This is a genomic window from Kribbella catacumbae DSM 19601, assembly GCF_000372465.1.
Lineage (GTDB): Bacteria > Actinomycetota > Actinomycetes > Propionibacteriales > Kribbellaceae > Kribbella > Kribbella catacumbae.
Genome location: NZ_AQUZ01000024.1, coordinates 92,895 through 114,067, shown reverse-complemented (window position 1 = coordinate 114,067; position 21,173 = coordinate 92,895). Strand labels below are relative to the sequence as shown.

General features: G+C 68.2%; 17 protein-coding genes. 4 read left to right on the top strand and 13 right to left on the bottom strand.

Features of this window, described 5'->3' with window-relative positions; translation table 11 throughout:
* Positions 1-11: 11 nt before the first annotated feature.
* Both A3ES_RS0124160 and A3ES_RS0124155 read left to right on the top strand, forming a co-directional pair.
* Positions 12-1,364: a flotillin family protein gene (locus A3ES_RS0124160; RefSeq protein WP_020389421.1), complete on the top strand. Its 1,353-nt coding sequence runs from the start codon at positions 12-14 to the stop codon at positions 1,362-1,364.
* Positions 1,365-1,511: 147 nt separating this feature from the next.
* A complete protein-coding gene (locus A3ES_RS0124155; protein WP_026163156.1) occupies positions 1,512-2,294 on the top strand; it encodes a M23 family metallopeptidase in 783 nt (260 codons plus the stop codon).
* Positions 2,295-2,345: 51 nt separating this feature from the next.
* Here the strand turns inward: A3ES_RS0124155 and A3ES_RS0124150 are convergent, their stop codons facing one another.
* The 4 genes from A3ES_RS0124150 to A3ES_RS0124135 all read right to left on the bottom strand — a co-directional run bounded on the left by A3ES_RS0124150 (position 2,346) and on the right by A3ES_RS0124135 (position 7,077).
* Complete coding sequence (locus A3ES_RS0124150; protein ID WP_020389419.1) at positions 2,346-3,509, bottom strand: S1 family peptidase; 1,164 nt, start codon at positions 3,507-3,509, stop codon at positions 2,346-2,348.
* Positions 3,510-3,655: 146 nt separating this feature from the next.
* Positions 3,656-4,294, bottom strand: coding sequence for a response regulator (locus A3ES_RS0124145; RefSeq protein ID WP_026163155.1), 639 nt, complete (start codon positions 4,292-4,294; stop codon positions 3,656-3,658).
* The gene (locus A3ES_RS0124140) at positions 4,285-5,517 is read right to left on the bottom strand and encodes a sensor histidine kinase (RefSeq protein WP_020389417.1); all 1,233 of its coding nucleotides are present in this window, start codon (positions 5,515-5,517) and stop codon (positions 4,285-4,287) included. Before A3ES_RS0124140 ends, A3ES_RS0124145 begins: the two co-directional genes overlap by 10 nt.
* Positions 5,518-5,694: 177 nt before the next feature.
* Positions 5,695-7,077 carry an N-acetylmuramoyl-L-alanine amidase gene (locus A3ES_RS0124135; RefSeq protein WP_026163154.1) on the bottom strand — a complete coding sequence of 461 codons (1,383 nt, stop codon included), beginning with the start codon at positions 7,075-7,077 and terminating at the stop codon, positions 5,695-5,697.
* Positions 7,078-7,361: 284 nt separating this feature from the next.
* On the opposite strand from A3ES_RS0124135, the gene A3ES_RS0124130 reads away from it, so the two are divergent.
* Positions 7,362-8,315, top strand: coding sequence for a hypothetical protein (locus A3ES_RS0124130; protein WP_157630717.1), 954 nt, complete (start codon positions 7,362-7,364; stop codon positions 8,313-8,315).
* Positions 8,316-8,386: 71 nt separating this feature from the next.
* Here the strand turns inward: A3ES_RS0124130 and A3ES_RS0124125 are convergent, their stop codons facing one another.
* From A3ES_RS0124125 to ffh, 4 genes are all read right to left on the bottom strand, one after another.
* A complete protein-coding gene (locus A3ES_RS0124125; RefSeq protein ID WP_020389415.1) occupies positions 8,387-9,478 on the bottom strand; it encodes an amidohydrolase family protein in 1,092 nt (363 codons plus the stop codon).
* Between the two features lie 25 nt (positions 9,479-9,503).
* Positions 9,504-10,643, bottom strand: a complete 1,140-nt coding sequence (locus tag A3ES_RS0124120; RefSeq protein WP_020389414.1) for a lytic transglycosylase domain-containing protein — start codon at positions 10,641-10,643, stop codon at positions 9,504-9,506.
* Between the two features lie 268 nt (positions 10,644-10,911).
* Positions 10,912-12,264 (bottom strand): lytic transglycosylase domain-containing protein, encoded by a 1,353-nt coding sequence (locus A3ES_RS54230; RefSeq protein WP_020389413.1) that lies wholly within the window; start codon positions 12,262-12,264, stop codon positions 10,912-10,914.
* A 198-nt stretch (positions 12,265-12,462) separates the two neighbouring features.
* Positions 12,463-14,022 (bottom strand): signal recognition particle protein, encoded by a 1,560-nt coding sequence (gene ffh / locus A3ES_RS0124110; protein ID WP_020389412.1) that lies wholly within the window; start codon positions 14,020-14,022, stop codon positions 12,463-12,465.
* A 579-nt stretch (positions 14,023-14,601) separates the two neighbouring features.
* Between ffh and A3ES_RS0124105 the strand changes: the two genes are divergently transcribed.
* Positions 14,602-15,324, top strand: coding sequence for an arginase family protein (locus A3ES_RS0124105; protein WP_020389411.1), 723 nt, complete (start codon positions 14,602-14,604; stop codon positions 15,322-15,324).
* 4 nt (positions 15,325-15,328) lie between these two features.
* On the opposite strand, the gene A3ES_RS0124100 is transcribed toward A3ES_RS0124105, so the two are convergent.
* The 5 genes from A3ES_RS0124100 to A3ES_RS48210 form a co-directional block, all read right to left on the bottom strand.
* Entirely contained in the window at positions 15,329-15,841 is a 513-nt protein-coding gene (locus tag A3ES_RS0124100; RefSeq protein ID WP_020389410.1) for a hypothetical protein, read from the bottom strand.
* A 94-nt stretch (positions 15,842-15,935) separates the two neighbouring features.
* Positions 15,936-16,976 (bottom strand): DUF2332 domain-containing protein, encoded by a 1,041-nt coding sequence (locus tag A3ES_RS0124095; RefSeq protein WP_026163151.1) that lies wholly within the window; start codon positions 16,974-16,976, stop codon positions 15,936-15,938.
* Positions 16,977-16,986: 10 nt separating this feature from the next.
* A complete protein-coding gene (locus A3ES_RS0124090) occupies positions 16,987-19,254 on the bottom strand; it encodes a [protein-PII] uridylyltransferase (protein WP_020389408.1) in 2,268 nt (755 codons plus the stop codon).
* Positions 19,255-19,593: a P-II family nitrogen regulator gene (locus A3ES_RS0124085; RefSeq protein ID WP_020389407.1), complete on the bottom strand. Its 339-nt coding sequence runs from the start codon at positions 19,591-19,593 to the stop codon at positions 19,255-19,257. It lies immediately after the preceding gene.
* Positions 19,590-20,933, bottom strand: a complete 1,344-nt coding sequence (locus A3ES_RS48210) for an ammonium transporter (RefSeq protein WP_020389406.1) — start codon at positions 20,931-20,933, stop codon at positions 19,590-19,592. Before A3ES_RS48210 ends, A3ES_RS0124085 begins: the two co-directional genes overlap by 4 nt.
* Between the last annotated feature and the right edge of the window lie 240 nt (positions 20,934-21,173).

The following is a 21,173-nucleotide window of genomic DNA, read 5'->3' as shown; positions in this document are numbered from 1 at the left end:
CTGGAGGGGAAATGTTCTGGACCTACCTGATCGCCGGCGCCATCGCGCTGGTGGTCCTCCTGCTCCTGTTCCGGATGGTCTGGCGGGTGGCGGAGCCGAACGAGGCGCTGATCATCTCCGGTCTCGGCGCGCACTCGAGTACGGAGCAGATCAACGAGACGCTCGGCTTCAAGATCGTCGTCGGCCGCGGCACCGCCGTGCTGCCCGGCTTCCAGACGGTCCGCCGGCTGCCGCTCGACATCCGGGCCACGCCGCTGACCGTCACCTGCGTCTCGAGCCAGGGAATCCCGCTGCACATCAAGGGCGTCACGGCGTACAAGGTCGGTGACGACTACGGCTCGATCGCGAACGCGGCGCGGCGCTTCCTGGAGCAGAGCGACGAGCAGGTGATGAACACGATCCACGAACTGTTCGCGGGTCACCTGCGCGCGATCGTCGGTTCGACCACGGTCGAGGAGATGCTGCACGACCGGGAGACGCTGACTACCAACATCCGCGGCTCGCTGGCCGGCGACATGGAGAAGCTCGGCCTGGTGGTCGACTCGCTGCAGATCCAGGAGATCGACGACGAGTCCGGCTACATCAAGAACCTGGGCCGCCCGCAGGCCGCCGCCGTCGAGGCCGCTGCCCGGATCGCGCAGGCCGAGCGGGACCGGGAAGCCACCGAGCGCGAGCAGGTCGCCAACGCCGCGAAGGCAGCCGCAGTACGGCAGAGCTCGATCGCCCAGGCCGGGTACCAGGCCGAGGTCGATCAGGCGAACTCGAAGGCGTCGCAGTCCGGTCCGCTGGCCGAGGCGCTGGCTCGCCAGCAGGTTGTCGTGGCCGAGACCGAGACGGCGAAGCTGAACGCCGACCTGGCCGAGAAGCAGCTCGAGTCGAGTGTGCTCAAGCCGGCCGACGCCGAGGCGTACAAGCAGCGCACGCTGGCCAACGCCGCCCGCGACGCACAGATCGCCTCTGCCGAGGCGAACGCTCGCGAGGTCACCCTGCGCGGTGAGGCGCAGGCGAAGGCGACCGAGCTGAACGGTAAGGCCGAGGCGCTCGCCGTGCAGGCGAAGGCGATGGCCGAGGCGGCCGGTATCAAGGCCCGCGCCGAGGCGCTGGCCACCAACACCGATGCGGTCGTCGCGCAGCAGTTGGCCGAGGCCTACCCGGAGATCGTCCGCGCCGCGGCGAGCTCGTTCGAGAAGGTCGGCAACATGGTCGTCCTGAACGGTGCCCAGGGCATCGAGGACACCCTGGTGAAGACCATCACGATGGGCGGCTCCGGCTTCGCGCTGGCCAAGCAGCTGATCGAGTCGCTGTCCAGCAACGGCAAGCCGCCGACGCTCGAGGCGGTCCCGGACGAGAACACCCCGGCCTGACACCTTTCGACCACAGGTTAATCATTAACGCTTCACTGGGCTGATCAGTTCCTAAGTCACGAATGCTGCGCTAGCTTGAAGTGCACATCACTCCAAGCGCCACGGATCTCACGATCCGTGGCCGGTCGCCCCAAAGGACTGATCACTGTGCCCTTCCGACGATTGCTCGCAGTCCTGGCATCCCTGCTGGTCGGTGCCGCCACTTTGGTGGCGGTACCGACCGAGGCCCAGGCCGCACCGAACTTCAAGGCCCCGTACCCCTGTGGTCAGCGCTGGACGTACAGCCACCACTCGGCCGAGGTCCGCCGGGCTCTCGACTTCATCCGCACCGACGGAACCACCAACGGAACGCCAGTACTGGCTTCAGCCGGCGGTACGGCGTACCGGTACTCGCAGCCCAGTGGCGCCGGCAACTACATCGCCATCGACCACGGTGGCGGCTGGAAGACCTACTACTTCCATCTCGGTACGTACTCCGTTGCCAACGGCGCGCAAGTCGGCCAGGGCCAGCAGATCGGGACGACGGGGAGTACCGGCAACTCCAGTGGTCCGCACATCCACTACGAGCAGCTGTACAACGGTGTCGGCCAGAACATCGTCATCAACGGCTCCGGGCTCGCCTACCCGGGCTCGTACAACCAGTACTTCCTGACCAGCGACAACGGCTGCGGCAGTCAGCCTGGCAAGCCCTTCATGACTTGGGGTTCCGGCGTGCGAGTCCGCGCCGATGCGTACCTGAGCGCAGCGACCGTCGCCACGCTGGGCGGCCCCACCTCGGTCCGAGTCCTTTGCCAGAAGCAAGGAGACACCGTGACAGCTGAGGGCTACACCAACAACTGGTGGGCCAAGCTGGCCAGTCCGGCCGGCTACATGACCAACATCTACATCGACGACCCGAACGCGTTCCTGCCAGGCGTACCTGTCTGTTGACCTGACCAGACGAAAGGCCGGGCCCGCCCTGGGGGCGGACCCGGCCTTCTTCTACGCGGTGTGCAGGGTCAGCCCATAGGCGCCCAGGATCTCGTTGACCGGCTGGAACCACGTCTCGCCACCGCTGCTGCAGTTGCCCCAGCCGCCGGACGTCACGCCCTGCGCCTGGTCGCCGGTGATGAAGGAACCACCCGAGTCGCCGCCCTCAGCGCACACGTTGGTCTTGGTGGCGCCGTAGAACAGCCGGCCGTTGCCGTAGTTCACGGTCTCGTTCTTGGCCAGGATCGTGCCGCAGTGCCAGTGGGTGGTCGACCCGCTGCGGCAGACCGACGTACCGACTGGGGCTTCCCACGAGCCGCGGACGAGCCGGTCGCTGGTCTGGCCCCAGCCGAGCACTACGGGCACTGTCCACCAGCCACTGTCGATCTGGACCCAGGCGTAGTCATTGCCGGGGAAGGACGAGCCACGGAAGACTCCTTGAGCCGAACCGTCCCAGCCTCGCGTCCTGGCGCCTGCGCCCGAGCAGTGGCCGGCCGTGACGTACCCGCCGTGCACGGAGAAGCCGATCGAGCAGCGGACGTTGCCGGTGTAGTAAGGGTCTCCCCCGACAGTGCCGGCGGCGAAGGTCCGTGGCGCCTGGGTGGCCACCTCTCGGACCGTGACCGCTCCGGCCTTGGAGACCTTGGCTACGAAGGCGTCGACGGCCTGGGAACGCTTACCTGCTTGGACATTCACGACAACGCTGCCTGTACGAGGGTCGGCGGTCCAGCCACTCACTGCGGCCGGCACAGCCTTCCCAGCCAGCTTGTCGACAGCAGCCTTGCGCTGATCAAGCTGCTTCGCAGTCGCCGGTACTACGGCCGCCTCGGCGCCAGTAGCCCGTACTGCGGCCGCAGCGGCCGGGTTGGTCACACCGACGACCAGCCGTTCCCGGGCGGCGTCGTACCAGACACCGCCGAAGGCAGCTCCGGCAGCGCGCTGGGCGATCGGGACGAGCTTGGAAGCAGCAGACTCGGCCTTGAGGCGTTCCTTGACCTGCTGCTCGGTCAGGCCAAGGTCCGTCTGCATGGCGGTCGCCTGCTGCGGTACTGCGAGTTGCTGGTCGGGCCCTGCTTGCTGGACGGGCGCTGCTTGGTGGTCGGGCGCTGCGGCCACGGCCTGGGTCGGGACGGCTACCGCGCTCGCGACGAGCACGGCGGCAGCTATCAGCTTCATTGGACTCTCCTCACCTAGGGGCGGTTCGGTGCGGTGAGAGCGCTCTCTGGACTGAGAGTGGCGTGCTGAGCACAGGTCGTCAAGGGCTGGTGGCCGACGTTGTCAGCGGGTAACCGCTATCCCCGCCCAGCGGCGTCCGGAAACGGTCAGAGACCGAGGTGAGCCAGCACGGCGAGCACACGGCGGTGGCCGGAATCGGTCGGCGGCAGGTCGAGCTTGAGGAACACGTTGCCGACGTGCTTGTGGACGGCGCCCTCGCTGATCACCAGTTTCTGAGCGATCGACAGGTTGCCCAGGCCCTCGGCCATCAGGGCGAGCACCTCGCGTTCCCTGGGCGTCAGGCGATCCAGTGGGTCGCTGCGCTTCACCATCAACTGGCTGACGACCTCGGGGTCCAGGACGGTGCCGCCGGCCGCCACCCGGCGTACGGCCTCCATGAACTCGTCCACCCGGGAGACGCGATCCTTGAGCAGGTAGCCGACCCCCTCGCTCCCGGCCGCAAGAAGCTCGGCGGCGTACACCTCCTCGACGTACTGCGAGAAGACCAGCACCGGGAAGCCCGGCCGCACCCGGCGGGCCTCGATCGCGGCGCGTAGCCCCTCGTCGGTGTAGGTGGGTGGCAGCCGCACGTCGACCACTGCGATGTCCGGGTTGTGCTCCGCCACCGCCTTGGCGAACTCGGCCGCGTCACCAGCGACGGCGGCCACCTCGAACCCGGAGTTGCCCAGGAGCAGGCCGAGTCCCTCGGCGAGGATCGGGTTGTCCTCGAGGATCACTACTCGCACGGAAGGATCACCTCGACCGTCGTCGGCCCACCGATCGGGCTCTGCAGTTCCATCTGACCGTCGATCGCTTCCACCCGGTGCACCATGCCATGCAGGCCGCTCCCCCGGCCCAGCGAGTCCGCATGTTCGTTGACCCGGGCGCCACCGATGCCGTCGTCCGTGATGGCCAGGTAGAGCTCCGGACCTCGCCGCTCCAGCCGTACGTCGACGTGGCCGGCCGCCGAGTGCTTGGTGATGTTGGTGAGGGATTCGGCGACTACGAAGTACGCAGCAGCCTCCACCGAGGCCGGCACTGCGCCAAGCTCGCCGACTCGGAGCTCTACCGGGATCGGGCTGCGGGCGCACAGGGCGGAGACAGCACCGGCCAGTCCACGGTCAGCGAGGATCGGCGGGTACATGGTTCGCAGTACGCCGCGCAGCTCGGTCATTGCCTGCTCTGCACCGTCCCTGGCGTCGTCGAGGATCTTGGCCGCCTTCTCCGGGTCCTCGGCCATCGCCTGCTTGGCAATGCCGATCCGCATCGCCAGGGAGACCAGCTGGGCCTGGGTACCGTCGTGGAGGTCCCGCTCGATCCGGCGCAGCTCGGCGCCGTGGGAGTCGACCGCGCCGGCCCTTGTCCGAGTCAGCTCTTCCACTCGCTCGGCCAGGCGGGCGGTCTCCAGCTCGGCCGCGCTCGGAGCAAGCTGGCGACGTACGGCTCGTGCATGAGTTCCAGCCACTGCAGGAGCAGCCCAGCCGAGGAGGCCGAGGCCGAGCAGGATCTGGAGCGGACCGAAGAGCAGCGACTTCCACCAGCTGTCGATCGGAACGGCGACCAGGTTGAAGTTGCCGGGATCGAGCGGCCACAGCACCATGCTGGCGAGCGCTGAGGGCACCGCCGCCAGGGCGAGCACCGCCACGAAGAGCTCGGGGATCATCACGATCGGCATCAGCAGGACCTGGACGCTGCGACGGAAGGCCTTGTCCCGGAACAGCGCGACGACGTTGCCCGCCCGCCGCGGAGCCGCCGACGGCAGCGCCGGCTGCTCCGGCAGGCCGAGGTACTTCGACGCCTCCTGCTGCTCCCGGTTGGCCAGCCGCACCAGGGTCGAGGTGATGTTGGGGCTCGCCCAGCCGAACAGCAAGATGATGGGCATCACCGCCAGCAGCGAGACCCCCATGAAGAACCGCACGATCAGGTACTTACAGGCCGGCCACCCTCGGCGCAGGATCTTCGTGAGCATCGCAGGAACCTCTCCGTTGTCGTCAGCATCGATCCTGAAGCAACAGGGCGGCGCTGGTCGGTACAGCAGGCTCTACTCTTCACCCGGGCCTCCACTAGATCGTATCGAGCTAGTGGAGGTCTCGAGCGCTGGTAAGACGAAGCGGGTCCGAGGACTGCGGCCCCGGACCCGCTGGTGCTAGGGACAGACTGGGACGCCGGGGAGCTTCGGGTTCGGGTCCTGGATGTAGATGTTGGTCATGTAGCCGCCCTGGTCGCGGAGCTTGGCCCACCAGTTGTTGCTGGTGCCCTCGGCGGTGACCATGTCGCCCTGCACCTGGCAGGTGACGAAGACCTGGGTCGGGCCGGGGAGTTCGGTGATGATCGAGGCGGTCAGCTTCGGTGCCGAGCGAACGCGGACGCCGCTGCCGTACGTGGTGAAGTTGTACGTCGGCGGGTTCGTGCCGCCGTTGACGAGCGACATGTAGTAGGTCCAGTTCCAGTGCGGACCCGGATCGGTGTGGTCGTTGTTCGGCATCTCGTTATGGCCCTTGATGTGGGCCCGGTCCTTCGGGATGCCTCGCCGCTCGGCGATGTTCTTGGTCACCGCGGCCGACGAGCGGTACATCGCGTCGGTGAACCAGGACGGGTTGTCCACGAAGCCCTCGTGCTCGAGGCCGATCGTGTACGGGTTGGCGCTGCGGACGTGCCAGGCGGTGTCCTTCTCGGCCACCATCTGAGTCACCTGGCCGTCGCTGGACCGGAGTACATAGTGCGCGCTGACCTGGGACGACGGGTTCTTGAACCAGCTGATCGTGCCGGCGTACGAGCCCTGCGTCACGTGGATGACGATGGTGCTGATCGCGGCGGTCCGGCCGACTCGGTAGTTGCTGGTGCTGGCCGCGTTCCAGATCGCGCCCGGGTAGTCGACCGCTTGGATGGAGGCCGGCGTGCGGGTGCCGAGCGGAGCCACCTTGGCGTAGGCGCCACGGTCAGGAGTGACCCGCTTGGGTTCCGTGCGGACGCCTGCGGTACCGACGCCCGCACCGATGATCCGGTAGACCTCGTCGGTGTAGAGCCGGCCGGTCGGGGCATCGGCGGAGTGCGAGTACTTCGCGATCACCGGGTACCACTTGGCCAGGTCCTTGCGAGCCTGACCGCTCAGTCCGGCCTCGTCTGCGTACGAGTCGAGGACGGCGGCGGCGCCGGCGATGTTGGCGGTCGAGTCCTTGGCGAGCTTCTCGACCGGCAGGCCGGTCAGCTTGGCTGCCTCGGACATCGTCGGGTTGTGCGGGTTGCTGACCAGGTGCATCAGGCCGTAGCCGTTGCTCTGGCTGGGCTGGCCGTCATGGCCGTCGAGATGGGATTCGGCGTAGCCGAGGCTGACGAGCACCTCATGCGGTACGTCGTACTTGGCGGCGGCGGTCTCGAAGGCCTTGGCCAGGTCACCTGGCACGGCCGGGTTGGTCGTTTCGGGCGCTGGCGCGGCGTTGCCGGGGAGAGCGCCGCTCAAGGCGATCGCTCCGGCGGCGGCTGCGGCGAGCAGCGCGGTCAGTCTGGGCACTCGGGCGGTCTTACCCATCGGGGTTGTTCCTTCCCTTGCGACGTCCGCCGCGCCTCCCGCGACGTCCGTCCCACCGAGGGGCGTCGGCGGGTGCGACTCACGGTAGGGCAAAAACTTCCGCCCCGACCAGTAGTTACGTGATTATTTCCCGTAACACCCCGAATTTGTTCAACTACTCAGTTGATTCGCCGCGAATCCTGCCAGTTCGCAGGGTCAAGGCTTGTCGCCCCGCACCGCGGCCAGGTTCAACTTTGTCCACAGGCCTGCCGACGCGCGCCGCCGATTTCGATCAAGCTGGTCAGATGACCTGGTGGCAGGACGAACTCGATGCCGAGGGCCTCGACGTTCTGATCCACGACCAGGACCGGATCGTCTCGCGTCCCCAGTTACTAGCCGCGGGCTGGTCCCAGACCGAGATCCGCCGTCGACTTCGCCGCCGCAACTGGCAGACCGTCCATCCGGGCGTCTACGCGACCCATACCGGTCCGATCGGGTACGACGCGCGCATTCTCGCGGCTCTGCTCTACGCCGGCCCCGAGGCGAGTTGGAGCCACTACACGGCAGCCGAGCAACTCGGTCTCATCCGGATCGATGAACGGCGACCCGTCTATCTGACCATCCCGTCGTACCGGGTGGTCGCGGCTCAACCCGGCCTCGTCATTCGCCGTACCAAACACTGGAACGCCCGGTTGGACAAGGTGATCCCACCGCGCAGCGCGGGTGTCCATTCCGTCCTGGACATCGTCGACATCTCGGCATCGGTCGACGACGCCGGAGCAATCATCGCCGAGGCTTGCCAAAGCGGCCGGATCAGTGCGGCCGCGATCGCCGCCGCGCTCGCGGAACGAGTGGGACTGCGCAACCGGCGGGCGCTGCGCCCGGTCCTGGACGATTCTGCGGCAGGATCGCACTCGCTGCTGGAACTCCGCTACTTGCGCAACGTCGAGCGCCGCGACGGACTTCCGGCCGGCACGCGGCAACGCGGCGTCGACGGCGAGTTCACAGATGTCGCCTACGAGGGTTTCGGCCTGATCGTCGAACTGGACGGACGATTCCATCTACGGCCAGACCGACGATGGAGGGACCTTGCCCGCGACAACCGCGCCACCCTTCGCGCCGAAGCGACACTCCGCTACGGCTGGAACGACGTCGACGCCCGCGCGTGTGAAGCAGCCGTACAGGTGCTGGCGGTACTGCGCCGCGCGGTTCCCGACCTAGCCGGCAAGCGATGCAATCGACTCTGCCCAGTCCGCTAAGTCCTTGCACCGCGTGAAGGATTATTGCCACGGCGCGGCAACAGTCCTTCACGCCGTGCAGGAGTGCCGGATCAGGGCTTGTAGACACGGCCGCGGAGGACGATGAACTCGGGATGGGTGAGGACGGCCGGATTGGCCCGTGGGTCCTCTGCGTAGACGACCAGATCGGCTGGGTTGCCCGGGGCGAGGTCGGCGGGGGCGCCTAGCCAGTCGCGGGCGGCCCAGGAGCCGGCGGCCAGGGCCTGTTCGCCGGTCATGCCGATGCTGGTGAGCGCCTGGATCTCCTCGGCGACCAGGCCGTGCCCGAGCACACCGCCCGCATCCGTCCCCGCATACACCGGTACTCCGGCCTCGAAGGCGGAGCGCAGCGTGTCGAGCCGGCCGGTGTAGAGGTCGCGCATGTGGTCGGCGTACACGGGGAACTTGGCGGCCGCCTGGTCGGCGTACTGGGGGAAGTTCTCGAGCTGGATGATGGTCGGGACGACTGCGACGCCGTGTGCGGCCATCTGGTCGAGCATGTCCGGCAGCAGGCCGGTGCCGTGCTCGATGCAGTCGATGCCGGCGGCCAGTAGGTCGGGCAGGGCATGTTCGCCGAAGACGTGCGCGGTGACCCGGGCGCCGAGTTCGTGGGCCCTAGTGATGGCGGCGGTCAGTGCCTCTAGTGGCCAGCAGGGCGTCAGGTCGCCGGCGTCGCGATCGATCCAGTCCCCCACCAGCTTGACCCAGCCGTCGCCGCGGCGGGCCTCCTGTTCGACGTACGCGACCAGTTCGTCCGGCTCGATCTCCCAGCCGTAGTTGCGGATGTAGCGCTTGGAGCGCGCGATGTGCCTGCCCGCCCGGATGATCTTCGGCAGGTCGTCCCGCTGGTCGATCCAGCGAGTGTCGGCGGCAGAGCCGGCGTCGCGGACCAGCAGCGCTCCGGCGTCGCGGTCAGCGATCGCCTGCTGCTCCTGGACATCCCGGTCGACAGCGCCGTGCTGATCCAGGCCGATGTGGCAGTGCGCGTCCACCAGGCCGGGCACGATCCAGCCGCCCGTGCTGACGGTGGTGACGTCAGCTCTGGCGGGCCGGTCGACGACCAGCCCGCCACTGAGGTAGAGCTCCTGCTGCTCACCGGCCGGCAGAACCGTGCCGGCGAGCCGTAGTACACCGGTTTCGGTCATACCGCCGACCGTAACCGGAACTGCATCAGCCGTGCGAGCCGCTGCCCTGGGTGCAGGGAGTGGGGTTTGTCTCGGCGGCGCAGGGCGAGCCGGACGGGGTCTCGCTCGGGGTCGGGGTCACGGTCGGCGTCGGCGTGGGGGTCGGCGTCGGCGTGGGTGTCGGCGTCTGGGTCGGCTTGCCGGTCGGCGTGTGGGTCGGACGTGTCGGCCGGGTGGTCGGCACGTCGATCGGGTCCGGGATCGACGGCTTGGTGGTCGTGCCCGGGACGGTCGGCTTCGCGGTCGGCGCCACCGTGGCCGGGTCGTCCGGCACGTCCGGTACGTCGCGCGGGTCGACCTTGGTCTCGACGTTGCCGGTCGACTTCGGCGTGGCCAGCTTGCCGGTCGCGTTCGGCACCAGGACGGCGCTCTTGCTGTAGACGCGCATCCAGCGCAGTACGGTCGCGACGAAGTCCTTGGAGTGCTGGTACCGCAGCAGGGAGGCGACCAGGTCGCGCGGGCGCTTCAGGTCGTCACCCTCGGAACACAGGTAGACAGCGACCGTGGTGACCGCGTCGTACACGTTGTTCGGGTTGCGGTAGCCGTCACCGTTGCCGTCGGCGCCGAACTCGTTCCAGACGCCCGGGATGATCTGCATCGGGCCGACCGCGCGGTCCCAGACCAGGTCGGCGTCGTACCGGCCCTTGTCGGAGTCCTTGATCCGGCTGGTGCCGCTCCGGCCGTTCAGCACCGGGCCGAGGAGCTTGCCCCGGGTGGTGCCGGCCACGTCGACCTTGCCACCGGCGGCGTGATCGGACTCGACCTTGCCGATCCCGGCCAGCAGCGGCCAGGTGAGCCCACAGTTGGGGCGGACCACGGCGAGATTCGCGGTGGCACGGCGATAGGCGGGGAAGACCCCACGAGGGATGCCGTTGACGGCACCGGGTCGTCCCGGCCGGACTACGGACCGGCCGTCGGTCGCACCCTGCACGGGCACGTCGGCCCGGGCGGGTTTGTCAGATCCGATCCGGCCGTCCACTCCAGGACGCTGCGGGACGATCATGGTCAGTTCGTCGAATTCACCGCTGTTCAGTCCGGCTCCAGGCGAAGGGGCGACCGGACTGTCCGCCGCGAGCTGGCCGGAGGCACCGGCTCCACCCGAGGCGACTGTGACGATGGCTCCCACCAGGAGGGGGGCCGTGCACAGCGAAGCGATGATTATTTTGACCCGACGGTTTCCACTACGGGTTAGGCGCATAGTTCCCCCAACGACCGATGCGCCATAAAGTTACCGATGAGCGACGGAAAGTTACCTGAGCCGATAGCCCAACGGTCCCGAAACTGCGCCGAACGGTCCCGTACTACGCTCAGCGAGCGCTTCCGCGCTACTCCGCCGAACCGGCCGGAGATGGAAAATCTTAACGTTCAGGGCCCGATTTCGGGCCTGTCAGGCCTCAGGCCGGGGTGGATTCCGAGGCCACCGGAGTGCTCGCCGGGGTCGGCGTCGTGTTCTCCGGGGCGGGGGTCGGCGTGGGCGGCACCGTGCAGGTCGGGTTCGGCACCGGCGGGTCGGTCGGCGGCGGCGTCTCGTTCGGGAGGCACGGCGTCGGGGTCGGGGTGGGCGTCGGGGTCGGCGTCGAGGTCGGCGTCGGGGTTGGCGTCGGTGTGGGGGTCGGCGTCGGTGTAGGGGTCGGCGTCGGAGTCGGCGTGGGGGTCGGCGTCGGTGTAGGTGTCGGTGTCGGCTTCGTCGGCACCGTCGTCGGCCGGCTCGTCGGCGGACTCGTCGGCGGCGTGGTCAGCGGCGTCTTCGGCGGCGTCGGCGTGGTGGGCACAGGCGTGGTCGGCACAGGCGTGGTCGGCACAGGCGTCGTCGGCACAGGCGTGGTCGGCGTCGTCGCAGGCGGCGTCGTCGGGTCGTCCTGGACGTTCCCGGTGTCGTCGGACGGCGGGCTGATCGGGTCGGTCGAGTCCGGAATGGTCACGGTCGTCTTGCTGTACGTCTGCATCCAGCGCAGCACGGTGGACACGTAGTCCATCGAGTGGTTGTACCGCAGTACGGCCTGGACGAGGCCCTGCGGGTCCTTGAGGTTCGCGCCGCCGGAGCAGAGGTAGTCGCCGGCCGCACGGGCCGCGTCGAAGATGTTGTGCGGGTCCTTGACGCCGTCACCGTTGCCGTCGGCGCCGAAGGACTTCCAGGTACCCGGGATGAACTGCATCGGGCCGACCGCCCGATCCCACTTGGTGTCGCCGTCGTACACACCCTGGTCGGTGTCGGAGATCGCCGCCATCCCCGGACCGCCGTCGAGCACCGGACCGAGGATCTTGCCGCGGGTCAGGCCGGCCTGGTCGACCCGGCCGCCGCTCGCGTGAGCGGACTCGACCTTGCCGATCCCGGCCAGCAGCGGCCAGGTGATCCCACAGTTGGGCTGCGCCAGGGCCAGGTCGTTCGCTGCCTTCTGGTACGCCGCCAGTACGGTGCCCGCGATGCCCGAGGCGTCGCCGATGATCCCGGTCCCGGGCTGCTGGGTGCTGTCGAGAGCTCCGGTGACCGGTACCGCGATCTGGGACTTCTGCTCGGTGGCGACGCTACCGTCGACGCCGGGGCCGGACGGGAGGTCGTCGGCCAGGTCGTCGAAGACCGAGTCCTGGCGCGGCTGGCTCAGGGCATGGGCATCGACGATGAATGTGTTCGAGGTGACCCCACCGGCCACGAACACGACAACCATGGCCGTCGGCGGCGCAACGCAGACCCAGACGGCGGTCAGCTTGCCTCGCCACGTGTCCAGGTTCCTGAACTGCTGCCTCATCCGAACCGTCCCCACAACGTTTCGCGGTACCTGCATGCTTCGGGCGTTGTGACGATCTTAACCGCCGGCCAGGTTCGGGCAACGTCTCCCAGCGGGCCGTTGTTCTTGCCCGATGGAGGACTTGCGCCCTGCACCAGCTCCGTGTTATTGAGTGCTACCGACTACAGAGCGTTGATCCAGCGCTTTGCGGCCGCTGAGTCACTTGTCGCCGAGCATCTTCTTCAGGTCCTCCGGCAGCTCGAAGTCCCCACCGGCGCCCCCACCACCGAAGGCGGCCGGAAGTTGACCCGGCGAAGGTGCGGCCGGCTCGCTCGTGCCCTGGTTCGCCCGCTTGGCCGGGTTGCCCGAGCCGCGCTTGGGCTTGCTCTTCTTCGCCTGCTGCTTGGCCTTCTTCCCGCCACCCATGCCCGGCATTCCAGGCATCCCGGGCATCCCCGGCATCCCCTTGCCCGAAGCCATCGCGGACATCATCTTGCGCGCCTCGAAGAAGCGCTCCACGAGCCCGCTGACGGTGGCCACCTCGGTCCCCGAACCGTTCGCGATCCGGAGCCGGCGGGAGCCGTTGATGATGTTCGGATCGGTGCGCTCGGCCGGCGTCATCGAGTGGATGACCGCCTCGATCCGGTCGATCTCGCGCTCGTCGAAGTTCTCCAGCTGGTCCTTGAACTGGGCCGCGCCGGGCAGCATGCCGAAGATCTTGGTCAGCGGGCCCATCTTGCGGACCGACTGCATCTGGGCGAGGAAGTCGTCCAGGGTGAACTCCTTGCCACCCTTCTTTTGCAGCTTGGCGGCGGTCTTGGCCGCATCCTCGGCGTCGAACGACTGCTCCGCCTTCTCGATCAGGCTCATCACGTCGCCCATGCCGAGGATGCGCGAAGCCATCCGGTCGGGGTGGAAGACGTCGAAGTCCTCGAGCTTCTCGCCGTTCGAGGCGAACATCACCTGCCGGCCGGTGACCTTGGCGATCGACAGCGCGGCACCACCACGGGCGTCACCGTCGAGCTTGGACAGCACCACGCCGTCGAAGCCGACGCCGTCCAGGAAGGCCTGCGCGGTGTTCACCGCGTCCTGGCCGATCATCGCGTCGACGACGAACAGGATCTCGTCCGGGGTGACCGCGTCGCGGATGTCCGCGGCCTGTTTCATCAGCTCCTCGTCGACGCCCAGCCGGCCGGCCGTGTCGACGATGACCACGCTGTACTGCTTGGTCCGCGCCTCGTCCATCGCCTGCCGGGCGACGTCGACGGGGTCGCCGACACCGTTGCCGGGCTCCGGCGCGAAGACCGGTACCCCGGCTCGCTCGCCGACCACCTGGAGCTGGGTGACCGCGTTCGGCCGCTGCAGGTCGGCGGCGACCAGCATCGGGGTCTGGTGCTTGCTCTCCTTCAGCCACTTCGCGAGCTTGCCGGCCAACGTCGTCTTACCGGCACCCTGCAGACCCGCGAGCATGATCACCGTCGGCGGCCGCTTGGCCATCCGCAGCTCACGCGTCTCGCCACCGAGGATCGTGACGAGTTCCTCGTTCACGATCTTGATCACCTGCTGCGCCGGGTTCAGCCCGCCGCGCACGTCGGCACCACTCGCGCGTTCCTTGACCGCGGCGATGAAGTCCTTCACCACCGGCAACGCGACATCGGCCTCCAGCAACGCGATCCGGATCTCCCGGGCGGTCGCGTCGATGTCGGCGTCGGTCAGCTTGCCCTTACCGCGCAGATTCTTGAAGGCAGCGGACAGGCGATCAGAAAGCGTGTCGAACACGAGAGAACAGTCCGTTTCTTTCGATGGAGCAGAGCCAGGAACCCGGCAACCCGACGAGTCTACCGGCCCCCGTTCCCCCGCACCCGTCCCGGCTTCCTGCGGACAGCGAGACTCGCGGCCGAGGCGGACCTCGACACCGCCTCCGCCGGGGGTAGCGCGAATTGCGGCCCGGACCGCCGCCACTCACAAACCTGCTCTGCGAAGCCCACAGCACGCTCATGCACGCCTGGCCAGGGCTGGTCGGGCGACGTTTGTGAGTGGCGGCGGTCCGGGGCCCCTCCCTCCCCACGCCTTTGTGCATCTCGCGCGGTTCGTCTGGGCCGGGGTGGGGCTAGGATCGGCTAACCGGGATTTTTGGGGTTAACGGTTAGGGGTTGGGTTGTGGGGAAGAGCAGGGTTGTGGTGGATGGGCCGTCCAATTTGGGGTTGCGGCCGCCGGCGCCGGGGACCGTGCCGGGGTGTTACAAGTTGGCTGGGGCCCTAAGGGATCAAGGGTTTGTGGGGCGCATCGGGGCCGGTGATGCGGGGTGCGTGACGCCGCCTCGGTATGACCGGGGGGATTGGGAGCCTGGGGATGGGGTGTTCAACGCCGAGGCGATGGCGGCGTACACCGTTCAGTTGGCCGATCGGGTTGGCAAGTTGCTTGATGACGGCCAGTTCGTGGTGTTGCTGGGTGGGGAGTGCAGCAATCTGCTCGGGCCGGCGCTCGCGCTGAGGCGGCGTGGGCGGTACGGGGTGGTGTATCTCGACGGGCACTCGGACATGCGCACTGTCGACAACGACGAGTACGTCGGTGCTGCCGGTGGTGAGGCGTTGGCGCTGGTGACTGGTCGCGGGCAGGACGACCTCACCGATCTGGGAGGCCTCAAGCCCTACGTTCGCGATACCGATGCCGTGATGCTCGGTTATCGCGAGGACGAGGCCTACCTCGACACCCTTCGCGAGGCCGGCATCCCCGACTGGTCGGCGCTCGCTGTCATCGACGGTCCTGAGGCCGCGGCGGCCGGAGTACTGAAGCATCTGGAGCGGGACGAACTGGATGGGTTCTGGGTGCACCTCGACGTGGACATCCTCGATGCCGAGGTGATGCCGGCCGTGGACAGCCCGGACCCGGGCGGCCTGCAGCACGAGCACCTTCGCGAACTCCTGAAGCCGCTTCTCGCCTCACCCGGGTGCGTCGGCTTCAACATCGGCATCTTCGACCCGGACCTCGACCCCGACGGCCGCTATGCCGCCGAACTCACGGACACGCTGGTCGCAGTACTGACCTCGGACACCCCGACGAGGGTGCCCGAGGCCTAGACGATCAGCTGAACGAGACCGGGATGTAGACGTCGCCAGTACGGTCGCTGGCGGCGAAGTGGTCGCGGCGGCTGACGATCGCGCAGGTGATGTCCGGGTTGCTGCAGTCAAGGCCGGAGTTCACCTCAGCGATGCGGATCTGCGCGGTGAAGGTGCCGTTGGCGGCGATCGGGTACGCCGCGCTGCCGCCGAGCGGACTGTTGGTCACCCAGGCCGACGGGCCGACCGTCGTACCACCCTGGCCGTCTCCCCCGGCGCACGGGCTGGGCTTGGTGCCGTAGCTGTAGTCGGAGGGCACGGCGCACAGCGCCACGTAGTACCCCTTGGCCGGGTCGTAGCCGCTGCCGGTCACGGTGATCGTCTCGCCGGCGGCAGCCAGGCCGGTCGCGTTGGAAGCATTCAGGGTCTTGCCGAGGTTGCTCGCGCTGCCCGGTGCGGCAGAGGCAGGGGTGACCAGGCCGACGGCCAGCGCGGTAGCGGCGGCGACGGTCAGGACGATCCGGCGAAGCTTTGTCATCTGGGCGGAGATCCTCTCTAGATGGCTGAAGTTAGGGTTGCCTAACTTCGAAGCCCAGACTAAGGGTTACCTAAGTCAGAAGGGAAGTCCGGTCTCATTCCCAGTACGCCGGCAGCCCGTGCGGGTCCGCGCGGCCGAGGATGCGCCTCACTCCCCCAGGCCAGACCTGCAGCGCGATGAGGAACTCCGGCTCGGCCTCCGGCGTACGGCGCATCGGCTCCAGACACAGGCGCGCCAGTGGAGCCGTCGGAGTCGCCCCGGCCCCCAGAGCGGCGATCAGCTCATCCCCGGCTGCCTGCTCCTCCGGTGAGAGGTACTGCCACATCACCGAGTGCCAGACGACAGTCACATGCCCCTCGGCCAGTTCCACGTTGCGCAGGAAGGACAGCGCGTCCTCACGCCGTACGTCGGCCGGCACCTTCCGCACGACCTCCAGTGCTCCGCGGAGACGCTTCAGCCGCGCTGTCATGTCCGGCCACACGTACGACGTCAGCGTGAGCGCCCCCTCCTCGCTCAGAGGGTTCACGGGAGCGATGTCGCTGCCGACCCGCTCGGCGATCCGCAAGGCGGCCGGTGTGAGCTCGCGACCAGACCAAGCCCCTTCCAGCACCACCGGGCTGTCAGCGGGTCCGTAGCCGGTCCCGTCGGCCAGGTTGTAGCGGTACTGGTCAGCACGCAGGTTGAGCCCACCACTCGCACCGATCTCGAACAGACGCACCGGCAGCGGCACAGACTCGGCAAGCCGCAGCAGCCCGCCGTACAGGGCGATAGAGCGGCCGACCTCATTCGTCTGAGGTGCCTGGGTCAGCAGGCTCCGCAGCTCGGGTCCACGCGCGGCCAGTACCTGCTCGAACGCCTCCCAGCCGAGTACTGCGTCCCACTCGCCACCGACGCTCGGGTAGAACGCCGCCAGCTCAGGCGCGCGCCCTGACAACACCAGCCGGTGTACGGATCCCAGTAGCCGCAGCCCGATCAGCGCATCGGCCGGGTACGACTCGAAGCCGGCCAACACGGTTGTGGACGCACCACCCAGCTCGTAGTCGTCCACAAGCCGCCGCAACAGGTCGGCGTACATAGGTGAGCCCAGGTCTTCGCAAGCCCCTGCCTGCCGCTGGAATGTCTGTACTAGATCCACCCGAACGACACTAGAAGGTCAGGCGATCCAGTATTGACTTGGCGGTCGTCCGCGCGTCTTCCTCTTCCAGAGGCGACCCGTTGCGGTCAGTCAGGTAGAAGACGTCCACACACTCCGCACCGAGCGTGCTCACGTGTGCCGACCTCACATCCGCCCCTGTCGCGGCAATCGCGGCAGCGACGTCATAGAGCAGTCCCGGCCGGTCATGGGCCCGCACCTGAAGCACCGTGGCCGTCTCGGATGCCCCAGGCAACAAGTCGACCCGGCTGGCAGCACTCTTCCCCCGCGAAGCCGACTGGTCCCGCGCGGCCAACCGGCGTACGAGATCACTGTCGTCGCGCAATGCGACCGCTAGCCGATCCCGCAACCTCACCGGGTCCGGAGGCGAGCCAGCAACCGACCACTGCGAGATCCCCAGCCCATCAACCGAGGTAACAACAGCAGCCCGTACTGCGAGCCGCTCCACCGCCAGTACTCCGGCCACCGTCGACAGCGTTCCGACCTGGTCAGGCACGGCCACATTGACGCGTACATCACCCCGGTGCTCCGACACCGTCACGCCAAGCCGCCCGACACCGACCACCTGGTGCAACTCCGGCACCGGGATCGGCGGAGCCTCGGTCCACAGCCCGGCCCCTCCCCCGGACAACTCGCCACGGACGCGCCGGGCGAGCTCACCCACCAGGCGGATGCGCCACGGCGAAGCAGCCGCAGGGCCTGCAGCGCGCGCATCGGCGTACGTGAGAGCTTCCAGCAGGTCCAGCGTCTCGGTATCGCGCACGATGCCCGCGACGAGGTCAACGGTCATCGGGTCATCCAGGTCGCGCCTGGTGGCAATCTGCGCCAGCACCAGGTGCTGCCGGACGAGCAGCGCGATCGTGTCGACGTCGGGCTCGGCAAAACCCAACCGGCGAGCAATGCCAGTCGCTATGCCAGCCCCGGTGACACTGTGGTCGCCCTCAACACCCTTGCCGAGGTCATGGATCAAAGCGGCAACCAGCAACAGGTCTGGACGCCGTACGTCGCGGACCATCGTCGACGCCTCGACACAGGTCTCCAGCAGATGCCGGTCGACCGTGTAGCGATGCACTGCCGACTGCGGCGGGCGGAAGCGGACCAGGTCCCACTCCGGGAGGATCCGCGCGATGTACCCGGCCTGGTCCAGCGCCTCCCAGACTTCCAGGAGACCCGAGCCAGCTCCGAGCAGCGCGCAGAGCAACCGTCGAGCCTCAGCAGGCCAGGGCTCCGGCAGCAGAGCAGCAGAGTTCGCCAGCCGAGCACAGACGGCCGGAGACAACACCAGATCCCTGTCCGCGGCTACAGCCGCCGCACGCAGCCCCAGCGAAGCATCCCGCTCCGGACGGGCATCCGGCATCAGGACTACTTCACCCTCGTGCTGCCCAACGCCCTCGTCCAGTGCCAGCAGCAGTGGCCCACCAGTGCGGTTACGGCGTCGCGAGCGAGGCGGCCGGGCCGTCAGGCTCTCGATCCGCCGCCACGACACGTCACACACGTGCGCCAACGTCCTGCCGGTCGAATAGATGTGTCGCAGCAAGGCATCGCGGTCCGGCAGGCCAAGTCCGGCAGCGACCTCTGCGGCCACGTCTGCGATCACTCGGTCGGTTGCACGGCCGGCGACGGAGTGCAGCTCATCCCTGATGTTCAGCAGGTCCAACCGCGCCCGCTCGACCACCGGGTGCGGTACGTCGATCAACCACGAGGCCACCAAGGCCCGCAGTACAACAGCATCCCGCAGTCCGCCGTACGCCTCCTTGAGGTCCGGCTCTGCCAAGTGCGCGAGCTCCCCGACCGTGTTGGCCCGGTCCCGGCACGCCTCGGCCAGCGCGGGCAGCCGTGTCTTCGCAGTACGGCGCCAGTCGGCCATCAGCACCGACCGCAACTGCAGTGTGAGGTGTGAGTCGCCTGCCACATGCCGAGCGTCCAGTAGCCCCAAGGCAACCCGTACGTCGTCCGCCGCAGCTGCCGACGCCTCAGCAACCGTGCGGACGCTGTGGTCGAGCTTGGTCCGCGAGTCCCACAGCGGGTACCAGATCTGGGCGGCCAATTCGTCGATCTGCGGGTACCCCTCGGTGTGCAGGAGCATCACGTCGAGATCGCTGTACGGCGAGAGCTCCTCCCGGCCGTAGCCGCCGACGGCGACCAGCGCGACGCCCTCGGTGGGAACACCGAGGGCGTCGCAGGCTTTCGAGAGGAGCAGATACAGCAGCGCGTCGGCCTCTTCGGCACGAGCGCGCCGCTGTGCTGCTCGATCCACCATCTAGAGGGCGTCTCCGTCCAGCTCGCCAGTACGGACTCGCACGATCGTCTCGACCGGGGTGACCCAGACCTTGCCGTCACCGATCTTGCCGGTCTGCGCAGCCTTCACGATCACGTCCACCACGTCGGCGCTGTCGCCGTCCTCGACGACTACCTCGAGCCGGACCTTCGGGACCAGGTCCACCTCGTACTCCGCGCCGCGGTAGACCTCGGTGTGGCCCTTCTGCCGGCCGTAGCCGCTCGCCTCGGTGACCGTCATGCCGGTCACCCCGAACGTCTCCAGCGCGGCCCGGACGTCTTCCAGCTTGTGCGGCTTGACCACCGCGGTGATCACCTTCATACCTTCGCACCTTCCTTCTCGGTGTCGGTCTCAACCTCTGCGGCGGCCGCCGGACGGGCGATCGCACTGTGACCCCGCAGGCCCGAGCCCGCGGCCAGGAAGTCGTACGCCGTCTCCGCGTGCTCGGCCTGGTCGACACCGGCAACCTCGTCGTCCTCGCTGAGGCGGAAGCCGATCGTCTTGTCGATCACCTTGCCGAGGATGAAGGCGACCACGAACGAGTAGACAGCAACCACCAGGTTGGCCAGCGCCTGCTTGCCGAGCTGGCTCGCACCGCCACCGTAGAACAGCCCGTCCACAGCGGACGGAGCCGCCGCGGTGCCGAGGAAGCCGATCGCCAGCGAGCCGACCAGACCGCCGACCAGGTGCACGCCGACCACGTCGAGGGAGTCGTCGAAGCCGAGCTTGTACTTCAGCGAGACCGCGAAGGCGCAGATTCCACCGGCCACGACACCGAGGATGAGCGAGCCGACCGGGGTGAGCGCACCACAGGCCGGGGTGATCGCGACCAGACCGGCGACCGCGCCGGAGGCCATACCCAGCGTGGTGGCCTTGCCGTGCCGGATCCGCTCCACGATCAGCCAGCCGACCACGGCAGCGGCGGTGGCAACCTGGGTGTTCACGAAGACGACCGCGGCGGTGGTGCCGGCGCTCAGCGCCGAACCCGCGTTGAAGCCGAACCAGCCGAACCACAGCAGCCCGGCGCCGAGGACGACCAGCGGCAGGCTGTGCGGCCGCATCGGGTCCTTCCGCCAGCCCACGCGGCGCCCGAGCACGAACGCCAGGGCTAGTGCTGCCGCACCGGCGTTCACGTGTACCGCGGTACCACCGGCGAAGTCGATCGCCTTCAGCTTGTCGCCGATCCAGCCGCCGGCTCCGTCGTCCAGGAACCAGACGGAGTGCGCGACCGGGAAGTACACCAGGCACGTCCAGCCCGCGACGAAGGCGATCCAGCCGCGGAAGGTGGCCCGGTCGGCGATCGCACCCGAGATCAGCGCCGGGGTGATGATCGCGAACATCAGCTGGAAGGCGACGAAGGCGAGCGTCGGGATGGTCCCGGTGACCGCCTCGGGAGCGATCAGGCCCTTCAGCCCGGCTACCGAGAAGTCGCCGATCACATGCCCGGTGTCACCACCGAACGTCAGCGAGTAGCCGACCACCACCCACAAGATGGTGACGACCGCGATGGTGATGGCGCTCATCATCATCATGTTCAGCACGCTCTTGACGCGCACCATGCCGCCGTAGAAGAAAGCCAGGCCCGGTGTCATCAAGAACACCAGGGCGGCACTGACCAAGACCCAGGCGGTATCGCCGGCGTTGATCTCCATCAACGTCATCCCTTCGATCGATCGGGGGGTGGGCCGTGCGTCCTCAGTCGGGACAGTTCCGCAACGCCGGGGAACCCACGCACGCCCACTCCGCAAACGGTGTCGGCGCGCCGTTTCAACCGATCGGTCCTCATGTTTCAGGCATGTGACAAAGCACCTCGTTAAGTGACATCGGCGTGACATCGCCCAGTTGTGACACTCTGGCTAGACCACACGGGCCGCAGCCGCGCCACTGCGACCGTCCGAGCT

Bases quoted from the DNA above. Each gene is read 5' to 3' on its own strand.
- A3ES_RS0124160 (WP_020389421.1), top strand. From the start codon at position 12: ATGTTCTGGACCTACCTGATCGCCGGCGCCATCGCGCTGGTGGTCCTC.
- A3ES_RS0124125 (WP_020389415.1), bottom strand. From the start codon at position 9,478: ATGACCGAAACCGGTGTACTACGGCTCGCCGGCACGGTTCTGCCGGCC.
- A3ES_RS0124130 (WP_157630717.1), top strand. From the start codon at position 7,362: ATGACCTGGTGGCAGGACGAACTCGATGCCGAGGGCCTCGACGTTCTG.
- A3ES_RS0124090 (WP_020389408.1), bottom strand. From the start codon at position 19,254: ATGGTGGATCGAGCAGCACAGCGGCGCGCTCGTGCCGAAGAGGCCGAC.
- A3ES_RS0124085 (WP_020389407.1), bottom strand. From the start codon at position 19,593: ATGAAGGTGATCACCGCGGTGGTCAAGCCGCACAAGCTGGAAGACGTC.
- A3ES_RS48210 (WP_020389406.1), bottom strand. From the start codon at position 20,933: ATGACGTTGATGGAGATCAACGCCGGCGATACCGCCTGGGTCTTGGTC.
- A3ES_RS0124140 (WP_020389417.1), bottom strand. From the start codon at position 5,517: ATGCTCACGAAGATCCTGCGCCGAGGGTGGCCGGCCTGTAAGTACCTG.
- A3ES_RS0124150 (WP_020389419.1), bottom strand. From the start codon at position 3,509: ATGAAGCTGATAGCTGCCGCCGTGCTCGTCGCGAGCGCGGTAGCCGTC.
- A3ES_RS54230 (WP_020389413.1), bottom strand. From the start codon at position 12,264: ATGAGGCAGCAGTTCAGGAACCTGGACACGTGGCGAGGCAAGCTGACC.
- A3ES_RS0124100 (WP_020389410.1), bottom strand. From the start codon at position 15,841: ATGACAAAGCTTCGCCGGATCGTCCTGACCGTCGCCGCCGCTACCGCG.
- A3ES_RS0124135 (WP_026163154.1), bottom strand. From the start codon at position 7,077: ATGGGTAAGACCGCCCGAGTGCCCAGACTGACCGCGCTGCTCGCCGCA.